Source organism: Streptomyces sp. NPDC040405, from assembly GCF_055595765.1.
On record NZ_JBVIVI010000008.1, the window covers coordinates 396,279 to 410,697 of the forward strand.

Annotated in this window: 13 protein-coding genes; 4 read left to right on the plus strand and 9 right to left on the minus strand. The window is 70.2% G+C overall.

Annotation, left to right across the window (positions count from 1 at the left end; translation table 11 throughout):
• Together ACZ59A_RS30830 and ACZ59A_RS30835 are read left to right on the plus strand one after the other, a co-directional pair.
• Window positions 1-2,124 (plus strand): ATP-binding protein, encoded by a 2,124-nt coding sequence (locus ACZ59A_RS30830; RefSeq protein ID WP_470965276.1) that lies wholly within the window; start codon window positions 1-3, stop codon window positions 2,122-2,124.
• Window positions 2,125-2,129: 5 nt separating this feature from the next.
• Window positions 2,130-2,423, plus strand: a complete 294-nt coding sequence (locus ACZ59A_RS30835) for a hypothetical protein (protein ID WP_470965278.1) — start codon at window positions 2,130-2,132, stop codon at window positions 2,421-2,423.
• Here ACZ59A_RS30835 and ACZ59A_RS30840 read toward each other — a convergent pair.
• Together ACZ59A_RS30840 and ACZ59A_RS30845 are read right to left on the minus strand one after the other, a co-directional pair.
• Window positions 2,411-3,073 carry a hypothetical protein gene (locus ACZ59A_RS30840; RefSeq protein WP_470965282.1) on the minus strand — a complete coding sequence of 221 codons (663 nt, stop codon included), beginning with the start codon at window positions 3,071-3,073 and terminating at the stop codon, window positions 2,411-2,413. The two genes, ACZ59A_RS30835 and ACZ59A_RS30840, sit on opposite strands and share 13 nt — an antisense overlap.
• Window positions 3,070-7,698 (minus strand): hypothetical protein, encoded by a 4,629-nt coding sequence (locus ACZ59A_RS30845; RefSeq protein WP_470965285.1) that lies wholly within the window; start codon window positions 7,696-7,698, stop codon window positions 3,070-3,072. The genes ACZ59A_RS30840 and ACZ59A_RS30845 overlap by 4 nt, the downstream gene beginning before the upstream one ends.
• 168 nt (window positions 7,699-7,866) lie before the next feature.
• On the opposite strand from ACZ59A_RS30845, the gene ACZ59A_RS30850 reads away from it, so the two are divergent.
• On the plus strand, window positions 7,867-8,064 hold the full coding sequence (locus ACZ59A_RS30850) for a DUF4236 domain-containing protein (RefSeq protein ID WP_470965288.1): 198 nt from the start codon (window positions 7,867-7,869) through the stop codon (window positions 8,062-8,064).
• On the opposite strand, the gene ACZ59A_RS30855 is transcribed toward ACZ59A_RS30850, so the two are convergent.
• The 5 genes from ACZ59A_RS30855 to ACZ59A_RS30875 all read right to left on the minus strand — a co-directional run bounded on the left by ACZ59A_RS30855 (window position 8,053) and on the right by ACZ59A_RS30875 (window position 11,840).
• Window positions 8,053-8,631 (minus strand): nitroreductase family protein, encoded by a 579-nt coding sequence (locus ACZ59A_RS30855; RefSeq protein WP_470965291.1) that lies wholly within the window; start codon window positions 8,629-8,631, stop codon window positions 8,053-8,055. The genes ACZ59A_RS30850 and ACZ59A_RS30855 overlap by 12 nt on opposite strands.
• Window positions 8,632-8,731: 100 nt before the next feature.
• Window positions 8,732-9,121 carry a hypothetical protein gene (locus ACZ59A_RS30860; protein ID WP_470965295.1) on the minus strand — a complete coding sequence of 130 codons (390 nt, stop codon included), beginning with the start codon at window positions 9,119-9,121 and terminating at the stop codon, window positions 8,732-8,734.
• On the minus strand, window positions 9,118-10,074 hold the full coding sequence (locus tag ACZ59A_RS30865) for a fatty acid desaturase family protein (protein ID WP_470965298.1): 957 nt from the start codon (window positions 10,072-10,074) through the stop codon (window positions 9,118-9,120). The genes ACZ59A_RS30860 and ACZ59A_RS30865 overlap by 4 nt, the downstream gene beginning before the upstream one ends.
• 11 nt (window positions 10,075-10,085) lie before the next feature.
• Window positions 10,086-11,039, minus strand: a complete 954-nt coding sequence (locus tag ACZ59A_RS30870; RefSeq protein ID WP_470965301.1) for an iron-containing redox enzyme family protein — start codon at window positions 11,037-11,039, stop codon at window positions 10,086-10,088.
• A gap of 69 nt (window positions 11,040-11,108) precedes the next feature.
• Window positions 11,109-11,840 carry a 2OG-Fe dioxygenase family protein gene (locus ACZ59A_RS30875; RefSeq protein WP_470965305.1) on the minus strand — a complete coding sequence of 244 codons (732 nt, stop codon included), beginning with the start codon at window positions 11,838-11,840 and terminating at the stop codon, window positions 11,109-11,111.
• A 265-nt stretch (window positions 11,841-12,105) separates the two neighbouring features.
• Between ACZ59A_RS30875 and ACZ59A_RS30880 the strand changes: the two genes are divergently transcribed.
• Window positions 12,106-12,720 (plus strand): pyridoxamine 5'-phosphate oxidase family protein, encoded by a 615-nt coding sequence (locus ACZ59A_RS30880; protein WP_470965308.1) that lies wholly within the window; start codon window positions 12,106-12,108, stop codon window positions 12,718-12,720.
• Here ACZ59A_RS30880 and ACZ59A_RS30885 read toward each other — a convergent pair.
• Both ACZ59A_RS30885 and ACZ59A_RS30890 read right to left on the minus strand, forming a co-directional pair.
• A complete protein-coding gene (locus tag ACZ59A_RS30885) occupies window positions 12,708-13,631 on the minus strand; it encodes a LysR family transcriptional regulator (RefSeq protein ID WP_470965312.1) in 924 nt (307 codons plus the stop codon). The two genes, ACZ59A_RS30880 and ACZ59A_RS30885, sit on opposite strands and share 13 nt — an antisense overlap.
• Before the next feature lie 73 nt (window positions 13,632-13,704).
• Window positions 13,705-14,415 carry a cyclase family protein gene (locus ACZ59A_RS30890; protein WP_470965315.1) on the minus strand — a complete coding sequence of 237 codons (711 nt, stop codon included), beginning with the start codon at window positions 14,413-14,415 and terminating at the stop codon, window positions 13,705-13,707.
• Window positions 14,416-14,419 lie beyond the last annotated feature (4 nt).

A 14,419-nucleotide genomic window follows, 5' to 3' on the forward strand; every position in this document is an offset into this window, starting at 1 on the left:
ATGGGCGAATCAGCGGTGGAGCACCTGCGGATCCGGCTGGCCGACACCCACCGGGCACTGCGCGCCGCCGTCGAACGGCAGGCCCGGCTCGCGGCCCGGCTCACCAGGCCGGACCTCACCCCGTACTGCGTCACCGACGAACAGGTCGGCGTACTCCTCGGCGAGGTGCACACCTTCACCGACACCATGGCCGAACCGTACGTCCCCCGGCAGCCGGAGCCGGACGCCGAACGCGACCTGCGGCGGCGCGCGTCCGCCGACGGCACCACCCTGCCGCTGGACGCCCTCGCCACCCGGTTCGGCCTGACCCGCGCGGAGCAGGACGCGCTGCTGCTGGTCGCCGCGCCCGAACTGGACCGCGGCTACGAGCGGATCTACGCCTACATCGTGGACAACCTGAACCGCCGCCTCCCCAGCGTCGAACTGCTGCTGAGCGTGGGCGCGGGCACCGGCGCGGACAGCGCTCCGGCCCGGCTCGCCCTGCGCCGCTCCCTCGGCCCGGCCGCGCCCCTGCGCCGGTACGGTCTGCTGCGCGCGTACGGCGAGGCCGCCGTCGAGCTGGCCCAGGAACTGATCCTCGGCCCCGGAGTGCTGGACTTCCTGCTGGGCTGGGGCGGCGACGTCGGACTCCTCGGCCACGACCCCGGCGAGGTCGCCCCGCCCGAACGGCGCGTCCTGTCCCCGCACCTGTCCTCGGACCGGCTCACCCGGCTGGGCCGCGCCCTCGGCTCCGGCGACATCGACCTGGCCGGGCTGTGGGGCTGCCCGCCCGACGGCCAGCTCGACGCCGCCCAGGCGCTGGCCCGGGCCGCGCAGGCACCGCTGCGTACCCTGGCCGCCGACGCCATCGATCCCGAAGCGGAGCTGCGGACGGCCGCCGCGCTGGGCGCGGTGCTGTGGATCCCCACCGACGACCTGCACGGCGAGCAGCGGCGGCCCCACGCCGACGCGCTCTGCGCCGCCCTGCTGCGCTCCCGCGTGCCGGTGTGCCTGACCGGCCTGAAGCCCTGGCGCCCCGCGGGGCTGCTCGCCGCGCGCGCCTACGCCGAACTCACCGTGCCCGCACCGGGGTTCACCGACCGCCGGGCGATGTGGTCGGCCGCGCTCCCGGATCTGGACGGGCCGCTCCTCGAAGACCTCGCCGTCCGGTACCGGATGAGCGGCGGCGAACTGCGCGCCGTCGCCGCGGTCGCGGACGCCGGGGCGCGCGTGGCCGGAAACGGACACCCGGAGCCGGTCGCCGACCACGTCGAGCCCGCCATCGCCACCGTCACCCGCGGCCGCAGCGGCAGCGCCGTCCACTCCATCGTGCCCCGCCGCACCGTCGACGACCTGGTCCTGCCCGACGTCCAGTTCCGCCAGATCCTGGAGATCGCCTCGGCCTTCCGCGCCTGGCCCCGGATCGCCGAGAGCTGGGGCTTCGCCCGCCGCACGGGGCACGGCGGAGTCAAGGCGCTCTTCACCGGAGAGCCCGGAACGGGCAAGACCATGTCCGCCGAGATCGTCACCGGCATGCTGGGCCTGGAACTGCTCAAGGTGGACCTCGCCCAGGTCGTCTCCAAATGGGTGGGGGAGACGGAGAAGAACATGGAGACCGCGTTCCGGCAGGCCGAGGAGAGCCACGCGGTGCTGCTCTTCGACGAGGCCGACGCCCTGTTCGGCAAGCGCGGCGAGGTCAAGCACGGCACCGACCGGTACGCCAACCTCGAAGTCGGCTACCTCCTGCAACGGCTGGAGGCCAGCGACGGCCTGGTGATCCTGACCAGCAACCTGAAGGACAACATCGACCCGGCGTTCACCCGCCGCTTCCACTTCGTCGTCCACTTCCCCCGCCCGGCCGCCGCCGAACGCCGCAGACTCTGGCGCGTCGCCTTCCCCCAAGAGGCCCCGCTCGCCCCCGACGTGGACCTGGACGCCCTGGCCCGCCTCGACATGACCGGCGCGGGCATCACCGCGGCGGCCCGCACCGCCGCCCTCTCCGCAGCGGACGGCGACAGCGCTACGATCGGCATGCGCCACATCGTCCGCGGCGTGGCGCGCCAGTTCCAGCGCGAGGCCCGCCTGCTCCGCCCGGCCGAACTGGGCCCCCACGCCCACCTCCTCGACGACGCGACCCAGGGGTGAAGCCGATGCTGCCCACCGAACCCCCGCTCTCCCTGCACCGCCTGGTGGCCCCGGTCCCACCGGCCCGGCCGCAGGACACCGCCACGGCCACCCGCCAGACCCCGGCCCCCGCCCCCGCACCGGCCCCCGTGGCGTCGCCGCAGTCGCCCACCGCGCTCGAACATCTCCTGGCGGCGGGCCAGAACCAGGTGGGCAACGCGGCCGTGGCGGGCGCGGCGGCCCGGACGACTCCCGTCCCGCCCCCGCCGGTCGTGGTGGCGGTCGTGGCACCGAAGCCGAAGGCCGCTCAGCCCTCCTGACGCCCGGCCGTCTTACGCCGCAACTCCTCGACCAGCTTCAGGGACGCGCGCGCCTGCTCCACCTCCCCGTGGTCCACCGACCCGGCGCCCCGGTTCCACGGCTGGTGCAGTTCCCCCTCCAGCCGGCGGACGTCGTCGGCGTGCACCTCGTACAACACGTCGAGCAGCGAATCCCCGCAGCGCACCGCCTCGGCGTCCCGCACCTCGCTGTACGGGTAGGCCGCCGCGCGGAGGCAGAAGACCGTGGGGCGGCCCGCCCGCAGTTCCTCGGTCCGGTAGCACACGACGTGGTCGTCCCCGGCGGACGTGGCCGCGGGGATCTGCACCAGCGGCACCAAACCGGGGTCCAGGGCCAGGACCAGCAGTTCGGTGTCGGCCAGCGGGCCGGGGACCTCGGCGGGGCCGCCCTGTTCGGGCGGGACGGCCAGCTGCCAGGGCTGATTGGCGAAGTAGGCCAGCAGGTCGAGGGAGGACAGCCCGGCGCCGACGATGACGAAGACCTCTTCGGGGAAGTCCGCGCCGTAAGCCTCGCGCAGCACCTCGCGCGGTCCGAGCCCGCTCTCGTACAGCGCCCGCGCCAGGCGCGCCATCGAGGCGTAGTCGTCGCGCGACGCCTCGTCCCGCAGCCTGCCGACGGTCTCCGGGTTCACCGCGTCTCTCCTCCGCTCTCCGGTGCGTCCTTCATGGCCTCGTCGAGGGCCGTGCGGACACTCTCCCAGTAGGTGTGCAGTTCGGGGGCGGTCATCGCCTTGATGATGTCCGAGGTCAGATCGCGGGCCCTTTGGACGGCCTGTTTGCGCCGCTGGTCGCCGCCCGAGCCGCGGACGAGCCGGTCCACGGCTTCCGACAGCCGCTGAAGCTCCGCCTGGATGCTCGCGCTCTGCGCGGTCAGCCTGGGATTGTCGGCCATGAGCATCGCCACGTTCTCGACATGGACGAATACCGTGTCCCGCAGGGTGAACCGCAGCCTCTTGGACAGCCCGGGATTCGCGTGGAAGTACTCCCGGGAGAGGGTGTGGGCGCTGGCGTAGGACTGCGACTGGATGATGAGCGCGTACATCCGGTGCGCGACGCGGATGGCCTCCTCCGCGCCGCCCTTGCCCCGCATCCTGCCCCGGCCGGCCAGCTGGACGTCCGACGGTTCCCTGATCAGTCCGCGGTCCCGGTCTCCCGGCTCCGGGCTCGTGGTGGTGGATGCCCCGGGGGCGTAGGCGATGGGCAGCTCCTCGCCGAAGACCTCCATGTACCGGATCCGCAGGGTGCGCCCCTCCGCACTGCCGACCCCGTAGAGCCCGCCCTGGATCCGGCGCAGGGCGCCCAGCCTGCTGTTCTGGAAGAGGCCGTCCGGCCGGTGCCGGTCCCACGCCTTGATCAGCATGTTCGGCTCGGTCGGGTAGAGCATCTGCGGGAACCGCTTGCCGATGGCGACCCGGATCGCCCGGTCCAGCTCGTTGGCGAGCAGCGTGAGCTGCTTGGGGCGCTGGTCGCCCGCCGGGCTCCAGTTGAAGCCCTTGAAGTGGTAGCCGCCGATCGTGATCTGCGGATGGCTCTCCAGCGCGTCCAGAATCCGCTTGTACGCGGCCAGGACCCCCGTCGTCTCGGACACCGCGACCCCGGTGTCGGCGTCCTGGCCCAGGATGTGCACCTGGTCGTTGGCGTGCGACAGGATGGCCGTCGCCTCGCGGGTGTACGAGGAGTTCGTCACCTCCTCGCGGAACAGGCCGTAGGGGAGCGCGCCCTTGTCGCGCAGGCCCTTCTCCTGCTTCTCGGCGACGCGCTTCTCGTCGCCGGTCAGGGCCCGGTACTTCTTGCGGACCTCCGCCATGGGGACTTCATGGCCGTCCTTGGCGTGGAGCCACTTGGGCGTCCAGATGAAGCCGAACACGGCCATGATGAGCTTGACCGGCCGCTTGACCGTGTCGATGGCCTTGTTGAGGACCTTGCTGTCGTTCTTCTGGTCGAGGTGCTCGAAGGTGTTGACGCCGATCACGACGGCGGTGCTCACCGGCCCGAAGTGCTTGGTCTCGGGGCTCTTCCAGGCGTCGTGGAGGTAGCGGGCGGCCATGCCCGCGTTCACCTGGCTCGGAATGGTCGCGATGTTGACGACGAAGCCGGTCCGCTGGTCGCGCCCCGCCATGGGAAGGTTCTTGATCGGGTTGAGCTGGTCGACCACCTTCCCATGCTTCCTGATCTTGAAGTTGCCCTCGGCAGGGCCGACCTTGTACGGGAACTTGTCCCCCAGGTCCTCGACCGGGGTCTCCGCCTCCGGGTTGATGGCCACCTTGATGCGGTACTTGTCCCCGGTCACCTTCTTGAGCCGGATCCGCGTGAGGTGGTGCCGCCGTTTGATGGCCGGGAGCCCGCGCCGTACGGACTTGACCGTCGCCGACTCCTCGTTGAGCAGGGCCGTCGCGTCCCGCACGGCGGCGTCGAGGGCGCGCTTCTTGTCCGCCGGGGACCGCTTGTCCGGCCGCTTCTTCTTCGGGTCGCGCTTCCGCTTCGGCCTGCGCCGGCCGGGTTTGCGCCGCTGGTCCGGGCGCTTCCTCCGGCGCGGCCTGCCGGGCCGCTTCCGGTCCGGCCGCCGCTTCGGCTTGGGCTTCTTCTTGCCGAACGTCAGCTTGAGCTTGGCCCAGAGCTTCTTCACCAGGCCGACGATCTTGTCGATGACCCAGTCCACCGCCCGGTTCACCGGCTTGGACATCGCCTGGACGATCTGCTTCACGCGGGAGGCGATACCACCGACGCCCAGGATCGCGGCCAGCACGCCCAGCAGGACCGGGATGGACCGGGCCAGCGCGCGTTCGATCAGGCCCGGCACGCCGCCGCTGCCGCCCTTCGCGATGGCGATGACCGCGTCCAGCACGGCGTTCACGAACTCGAAGATCTGGCGCGCCTGGGTGACGATGAAGCGCACGATGTCGATGATCAGTTTCACCGCCCGCACAAACGCGGAAGCGGGGTTGAGCAGCGAGAGCACCCACATGATCCCGGCCTCGATGATCGTGGGCGTCACATACGCGATGACCTTGTCGAGCAGCTCCTTCTTCAGGTCGCCCACGCGCGCCTTGAGGTCGTCCCACATTCCCGCGACGCCCCGCTTGCGGACCTCCGCGACCAGCGGCACCGACGTCTCGGCCGCGGCGACCGCCGGTTCCATCTTCGGTACCTTGCGGACGATCCGCGCGCGGATGTTCTGCCAGGTCAGCCCGAGCACCGAGGCGAGCATCCGCAGGACGCCCCGCACGTCGAACTTCGACGGCACCTCGATGCCCGCCTCGGCCGTCTTTCCCAACAGCCACGACAGGATGCCCTGCTGCAGATGGCGGCCGATGTTCGCCAGGAACTGCTTGAGACCGGCGCCGACGGCCGAGACCAGATTGCGCAGGAAGCCGATCGGATCCTTGAGGATCAGCATGACCGCCGACGCGGCCTTGGCGAGGACCGACAGCAGCAGCCGCTTCAGCTCCAGGATGGTGTTGATCACGGCCTTGACCGCGCTCACGGCCTTGGCCACGAGGCCCTTGTTCTTCTCCTTCTCCGCGGCGATCTCGTCGTCGACCGACTTCAGCGCATCGGTGTACTTGGTGGCCAGCGTGTCGACGAGCTGGGTGCCCTTGTCGTCCACGGCCTGGGTGAGTTCGTCGAACCTGTCGGTGAACTCGGCGGCCGCCTGCTGCCCGATGGACCGCAGGTCGGCCGGGAGCGCCCGTACCGCGGCCTGCAACTCGCCCCGGCCCTCGGCGATGCGCCGCTTCGCCCGGTTCAGCTCCGCGCCGATGGTGTCCGCGACATCGGAGATCACCTGCCGCATCCGGCGGACGTAGTGGGCGCGGGCCTCGTCGAAGATCTTGTCGGCTTCCGCGGGCAGCCCCGCGAACAGGTCCCGCACCCAGCGCAGTTTGCCTGTCGCGCCCGAGTACCGCCGGTCCTTGTACTCCTCCATCTTCCGCTTGTGCTCGGCGGTGAAGTCGTCCCGTGCTGCCTTCTCACCTCTGCCGAACTGGTCGTCGACCAGCTTGTCGAGGCCGTCGAGGATGGTCTCGACGTCCTTCTTCATCGTGTCGAAGACGCCTTGCAGGGTCGCCGTGACCTGGGCCCGCTTGTCCTCGTCCCGGCCCTTGGCACCGGACTTGCCCGCGCCGACCTGCTGCCCGGTGCGCACCCGCTGGGCGCCCATCGCGCCCATGGCCGCGGCGCCGAGCCGCTTCGCCCGCGCGGTGGACGCGCGCAGCTGGCCCGCCTCGTGCTTCCGCAGCCGTCCCGGGGCCGCCGAGGAATGCCGTTCGGCGGCCTTCTTCTCGCCCAACGCGCCCTTGAACGTAGGCTCGTTGGACTTCTGCAGCTGCGCCTCGGTGACCTGTGCGTCCGCCATCCGCTGGTCGACCTGGGCAGGCCCCGCGGACATGTCGGTGGCGGACGGCGGCAGCCTGTCCGGTACGGCGTCCGCCGGGTTCGGCGCCCCCGGGGTCCCGGGCGGCCGGTCGGCGGCCAGCGGGACGACCTCCTTGGGCACCGCCGCCGAGGTGTCCGGCGGCGCCGCGGTCGTCGTGGCGATCTGCTCGGCCGAGTCCGTCCTGCCCTGACCGACCTGGCCCTGCACCTCCGCCCGTACCTCGTCGGCCTTGCCGGAGTCGGCGAACTTGTCCGCCTCGTCCAGGTTCTTCGGCGCCTTCTCGGCGATCGCCTTCTCGACCGCCCTGATGAACGCGCCCTTGTCGAACTCCTTCGGCTCGGCCTCGTTCATCTTCTCGGCGTTGGCGGTCTTGCCCTGCGCCTCTTCGTCGTCCTTGGGCGGCAGGGCCGCGTCCTGTGCCGCCGCCGCTTCGGTCCTCGGAGGCGGGTGCGAGGCCGCCACGGAGCGCTTCTTGCGCCGTACGTCCTTCTTCAGCGCCGCGAACTTCGGATCCGCTTCCGGCCCGGGCCGTGCCGTCACCTCCGGCGCGTCCGGCCCGCCGCCGGACGCCGCGGCGGCCTCCGCCTCCACCGGCGCTGGTGCCGGTTCGGGCGCGGGCGGCCGCCGGTCGGCGGGCTCGGCGCGGCGGGCAGCCGCGACCGCGCCATTGCCGACCGTGTTCTGCCCGGCGGGCGGCGGCTTGGCCGGCAGCGGCGGACGCGGCGCCGGTCCGCGCCCGCCGGTCAACGCCACCGATACCGCGGCGTTGGACGGAGGGAACGGGGAGTGTGCGGGGCCGGTCGCGTCCGGCCGCTCCTGTGCCGGGGCGGGAGCCTTCTTCGCCGCCCGCGGCCGCAGCGCGAGAGCCTTTGGCGGTGGCATCGGACGAACCCTTCCCACGGCACATTCTTGCTGGTGAAGGGTGGCAGCACGGGCGTGACGAGGCCGTCACCCACCTGTCCCCGAAGCTGTTCCCGAGGCGTCTCCAGCCGCCCGGGCCGCGTAACCACGGGCCCGCGGGGAACGCGGAGAACGAGGAAAGGAGTTGTCGTGCCCGTCACCTTCCGCAAGAGCTTCCGCATACTTCCCGGCGTCCGGCTCAACATCAACCGCAAGTCCGTTTCCGTCACGGTCGGAAAGGGCGACGCCAAGCGCACCTACTCCTCCACCGGCCGCAGGACGACCTCGGTGGACCTGCCCGGCCCCTTCGGCTACCGCAAGACCACCAAGACCGGCTCACGCCGCTGACGTGCCCTCGACCGGGACGCCCGGCACGCCGAGACGTGTGACGGTGTCCTGTACGTCGCCCACCGCCTTCGGCGCCGTCGAGCGGTGCGGGTGCGGGGTGCCGATGTACAGCCAGCCGAGCAGCTGTTCGCCGGGCCGGAGGTGCAACGCGTGGTACACCGCGGGGGACTCCAGCCCCTGCCCGGTGCGCCAGATGCTTCCCCAGCCATGATCGTGGAGCAGTAGTTCCAGGCAGTGCACCAGCGCCGCGGTCGCGGCGAGCTGCTCCCACCGCGGAACTCTGGTGTGCTGCCGGGGGACGAAGACGATCGAGGCGAGCAGGGGCGCGCGCAAGGGCTTGAGCGCCGCGCGGGCCCGTGCGTCGTCGGGGCCCGCCGTGGCCAGGGCCCGTCCCAGCGCGTGGCGCTGCCCGCCCCGGAGGAGGACCCACCGCCAGGGCCGCAGCCGTCCGTGGTCCGGCGCGGCGGAGGCCGTCCTGAGGAGCTGGGTGAACTGCTCGTCGTCCGGTGCGGGATCCGTCAGCCGCTGCTGGCTTCGGCGGGTGAGGACTGCTTCGGTCAGTTCCATGTCGTCGCTGCTTCCTGGTCGGAGGCCGCCGGACGCGTGCGAAGGCAGGCTGCCCGCGCCGGACGGCTGTACGGGGCGGGCAGCCTGCCTTCGGAGCGTTTCAGCCGGGTTCGGCGTGTACCGGATCGGGGAGGGCATGGGCGAACGAGGTACGGCTTCGCCGGATCTCGTCGGCGATGATCTCGCCCACGTGGTGGCTGTGCGGCGGGGCGTGGACCTCCGTTTCCCAGCTGGACCACCAGGTGCCGCCCGCGGGCTTGTTCTCCCGGAACGTGGCGCAGAAGCTCAGCACCGTGCCGTCTCCCATTGGGGTGGGCCGCAGCTGGATGCGGAGATCGGCTTCGGGCGCCTCGATGCGGATGATGTCGTCGACGCAGGAGACGCGGACGGCGTCGGGGACGACATCGTTGATCAGAAGCCGTGCGTGATGGATGGCGGAGCCCTGCACGCTCATCGTGGCGGGCCGGACCCGGGCAACGGCAACGGTCATCGCCAGCTCCCCGGGGTGTGAGGCTCGGGCGTCTTCCTCAGATTGTGCTGGGCGGCCGCGGCCGTCTTCCTGAAGAAGTCGAGATAGCTGCGCTCGACATGGGCGGCGTGCTCCCGGGCCTCGGCATGCCGCTCCGGCAGCCGGTTGATCGGCACGGTCATCGCCGCGTGGTGCTCGATGTGCAGGTTGTTGCCGTTGGTGAACCAGGTGGTCAGCCGACTGCCGCGGATGGAGCGGGTGTTGTGCAGCACATCGGTGGTGTCGCTGTCGCACAGCAGATGTTCGGGCAGTTCGACCAGGAAGTGCATCGGAATGGCGAACAGCAGCGGCACCATCCACAGCCGCAGCAGGAGGTCCCCGTACCCGGCCAGGGCCACGGCGGCCGCACCGGCCAGGACCACTCCCAGCAGCCGGTATTCGGCGATGATGTCCCGGCGGCGGCGTTCGGCTATCTGCCCCAGATCGTAGGTCCAGCGGCCGGTGTAGCTCTGGCCGATTTCCTTGAGGACGGTGAGGAGACGCGGGTAGTCCAGGAGCCCGCGCAGCAGCAGGCCCCAGGTGAGCGGTTTGCGGGTGTCGAAGCCGAAGAATTCGGAGTCCTGCGGTGTGCCGAGGTAACGGTGGTGCTGCAGATGGCGGACCCGGTAGTGGCTGTAGGACACCAGCAGGGGGACGCCCAGCGGAATGCCGATGAGCCTGTGGGGCTTTGCGGCGCGGAACGCCGAGTGGTGCAGGCACTGGTGCTGGAGTTCGACCATGTGCGTGTAGACGGCGCCGAGCAGAACCGATCCGGCGAGTGCGACGGGCAGCGAAGGAGCGAGGGCGAGGTATCCGGCCAGGCCCGCCAGGCCGAGGGCCACGAGGAGCTTGGCGAGGAAGACGGCTTCGTCCCGCCGGGCGACCCGGGCCTTCTGGAACAGAAGCCGGGGCTGTGCTGGAGAGGGGGCGGACATCTCAGGTCCCTTCAGTCGCGGAGGGCGCGCATGGCCTGCCAGATGTGCCGGTAGTAGCCATTGGCCACGCGGACGCGGGTGGCCACGCCGAGGGAGATCGCCCGCAGAAGGGCGGGGGAGCGGTCGACGAGCGGTATGAAGACGCCTTCGAACCATTCGGCGCCGTGGTCGGCGTCCACATGGACATGGACGCGCTGGTAGTCGATGACGTCGGAGGGCACTCCCAGCCGGTCGCAGCCGTCGACCATGGCCTGGAAACGGGGTGAGGCACTCTGCTCCAGGACCCCCATCGCGCCCAGGGCGCGGGGGTTGAGATGGCGGTGGATCCCGTACATCAGCAGCAGGCAGGCGTTCTCATAGGCCTCGGGGCAGTACAGCTGACTGCGGTCGACACCGGCTTTGTCCAGGCGGTCGCGCATGTAGACGGCCGAGTGTTCGAACATGCGGGTGTGGACGCCGTTGATGTCGCCCTCGCCCATCTCGTCCCAGTAGTTTTCCGCGATGGTGAGCTTGGTGTGGCCCTCGGTGCCGATCTGGACCATGGCCATGAGGTCGTCGAACTTGCTGTCGACGAGTTCTTCGCCCATGAAGAAGAGGGCCATCTCCTCCAGGTTCGCCTCGTGGGCCAGGTAGTCGCAGAACTCCGGCTGCGTATGGGCGTCCGCGACCGAGAGGAACCAGTCGTGGAAGGCGGCTCCGTCGGTGGGCAGATCCGCGGTGTCGACCTGGGCGTCCTCCCAGGCGAGCCAGGCGTCCTCGATGGCGGTGATCTGCGGGTCGGTGTTGAGCCGGGGAACGGTCGCGAACTCTTCCGGCCCGGCCATGTAGGCCACGTAGTGCTGGTGCAGCCGCCCCAGCAGGGACAGCCGGGTCCGCGGATCGGGGGTGCCGTGGTCGGGGAAGGCCGAGCTGAGCTGGTCGGCGAACGTTGCGGTGGGCGCGTCACGGAAAGTGGTGAGCGTCATGTGCGGTGTTTCCTTCCTTGAGTTGAGCGCCGTGAGCCCGGCGCCTCGGGCGCGGCGGCGTCGCACGGCTCAGCGGGGTTGCGTACCGCGGGTGATGACGTCGATGAACACGTCCCGGTGGCCGGGGCGGTCCGGATGCGCGGGCGTGATGGGGGTGGCATCGTGCAGCGTCTCCTCGTCGTCGGCGAGCAGCATGTCGCCGGGGGCGGTGAGCGTCTCGGAGTGGATCCGGCGGCGCGTCACCGCGTCGTACAGACCGCTGCGGCCGCCCTCGATGCCGTACCGGCGGACCAGGAGGGTGACGACGTAGTCCACGCCGTCGCGGTGCACGCCCTCAGGGGTCGGGCTGCCGGTCTGTTCGCCGCTGGTGGTTATCCGGTTCTGGAAGCACTGGTGGTGCCATACGTCGAAGCCGTGGACTTCGGTGAGGACGGCGGTGAGACCGGCCAGGAGACCGTGGAACAGGGAACCGGATGTGATCGCGGTCTCGATCGGCTCATAGGTCCGCAGCACGCCCCCGTTGAGGTGGTTGATGTCCGGGCTCTGCAGATAGGGACGGGGCTGTAATTCGTCGATGAGGCCGTCCGCGTACACGTTGAACACGGAGTGCCGCCGCCTGCGGTATGTCTCGCCGTGCGCCATGAACGCGTCCACCGGCAGCCGCGACCAGCTGTCGGCGAACGTGTCCCACTCGGCCGGAGCGCTGCCGTCCTCGTCCAGCAGCGTGAACACGCTGCCGCTGGTGAATCGATTCTCGGTGAGTTCCTTCGCCCATAGTTCTCTGTCATGTGCGGTGACCATGACCGACAGCGTTCCCTCGCTCCCGGAGCGGACTCACCACGATGAAGAACCACGGAATGATCGACATTCGCTTCCGCGGAAGCATGGCCACGGCATTGATCCAGGAGAGCGGCATTCTTCGGCGGCGGGCGGACGGCTAATACGGCGACGAGAGATCCTGACCACCGCGAATGGCAATGTCCGCGATATGCGCACGGTCATTGCACCTCGTGCGGACCGGATTCAACGATGGGCCGACCGTGATGTCGCCTGAAAGAGGACGATCATGTCTGCACCCGGTCACGACTTCTATGGCCAGGGCCCGCGCCGCGTCCAGGACCTCCTGGGGACCCGGAAGCTGGCGGATCACATCGCACAGCGCTATGTGGCCGACCGGCTGGACGACACGGCGGCCCGGATCATCGAGGCGGCGGACTGCTTCTACCTCGCCACCGCGAACGCCGAAGGGGCCCCCGACTGCTCCTACAAAGGAGGACTCCCCGGTTTCCTGAAGATCCTCGCCCCCGATGTTCTGATGTTTCCCAGCTATGACGGAAACGGCATGTTCCGCAGCCTGGGAAACATCCTGGAGAATCCCCGCGTGGGGATCCTCATCATCGACTACGAGAAGCCGATAAAGCTGCGCATCAACGGCGAGGCACAGGTGTCACGAAACCCCGAACAGCTGGAGGTCTTCCCGGAAGCGGACGCCGTCGTATGCGTCACGATGACGGAGGTGTTCGAGAACTGCCCCCGTTATCTGCACGACGTCGGACAGCGTCGCCATTCCGACTACGTCCCGCGTCCCGGCCATGTTCCACCGGACCCCGAGTGGAAGCTGAAGAGCGAATACGAAGGGCTGGTGCGCCTGCGGAACGCACACCCGGATCAGGTGCCGTAAGCGACGCCCGCGGTGCGCGTATAGGCCTGCTGGAGGCGTTGCTGCAAAATGGTGAACCAGCCGGTCGCCGCGGCGGCGGCCTCGGCGACCAGCACCACGGTGCGCGCGGGCGCGGAGATCTCTCCGGCCTGAAGACAGCGGGCGAGGTCGCTGCGCGTGGCGAGCGCCGAGGACGGCACGAAGGCCAGCGCGTTCAGGGCGATCGCCATCTCCTGGGCGAGCACCCAGTCGTCGGTGCGGCCCACCGGGCGTGCGGTGATCTCGTGCCGTGCGAGGTGGGTGGCGATGAGGCGGTCACAGTCCGACCCCGCCCGGGGCAGCACCCAGCGCACCGCCGACAGCGGTTGCCCGGCGCCGGGGCGGGCCACCGAGGAAATGAGGTCCGGCGGGCCCACGAACAAGAACGGGTCGTGCCGTAAGGGCACGACCCGTAGCAGATCTCTTGGCTCTTCGCCTGCCTCCTGGAGCGAGACGGCCGCCTCAAGGACGCCTTCCCCCACCAGCCTCCGCCCCTCATACGGGGCGGTTTCGAATAAGTGCATGTCGAACGGCAGGTCCCCGGAGCAGCTGATCGCGGGCAGTACGCACCGCACCAGCGCCGAGGGGAAGGCGCCGACCTTGATGCAGCGTCTCCGCGCGGCCGCCATCGCTCCCTCCGCGGGACGCCGGGAGACGGAAGACTCCCACAGGTCCGCGATCTGGGAGGCGATCTGGGCGATCCGCGAGCCGTCCTCGGTGAGTTTGATCCCTCTCCCGTCCGGCTCCACCAGAGGAAACCCGCACTCCGAGCCGAGGGCCTTGATCTGCTGGGAGACCGCTGACGGCGACAGGTGAAGCGCCTTGGCCGCGGCATGGATACCACCGTGTGACCGTACGGAGTGCAGAGTGCGGAACTGCTGCAAGCTGACCATGTTCGCCTTCCGTTGACTGTCCGAAGCAGGCGCGGGAGTGCGTGGATGCCTGTCCCTGTGAACTCCTTCGCCGTTACATCCACCGATTCCAGGTCGCGAAGGCACGGACCGGGAAGGTACCCATTCCCGAGACCTTCACCGGCACGGCGGTGAACCGCACACCGGACGACGGCAGCTCGGCCAGGTGGGTCAAGTGCTCCACCAGGGGAATGCCCGCGCCCAGCAGCAGGGAGTGGGCGGGGCGTTCGCCGGTGTGGGTGCCGTCGATGTTCAGGGAGTCGATGCCCACGACAGCCGGGCCCGCTTGCGCCAGGAGCGCGGCGGCCTCGGCCGACAGGTGCGGATGATGCCCGTTGCCGTAGCGGTCGGTTCCCCAGTGCCGGGACCAGCCGGTACGGATGAGCACGGCCCGGCCCGCGAGGTCATGGCCGGTCAGACACTCGGGGCCGATCTCCTCCTCGTCGGTGTCGATCAGACAGGCCGGTACGTTGGCGACCTGGCGGAGATCCAGCCGGGTCAGGTCGTAGCCGTCCGCATAACGGTGGAAGGGCACGTCGAGGTAGGTTCCGGACTGCCCTACCAGGCACAGCCGTGCGCTGTGGAACTCCGTGCCGGGGGCGTACATCTTCCGTGACTGCTCGCGGGAGATGTAGTCCTCCAGCACCGGCTGCGCCATCCCCGGATAGGCCGTCGCTCCCGATGTGATCTCGTGGCTGAGGTCGACGAAGGCGCTTCCGCTCCCGCTGCTGCGGGTCTTTCCGGTGGACTGTGACGTGATGGCCATCGAA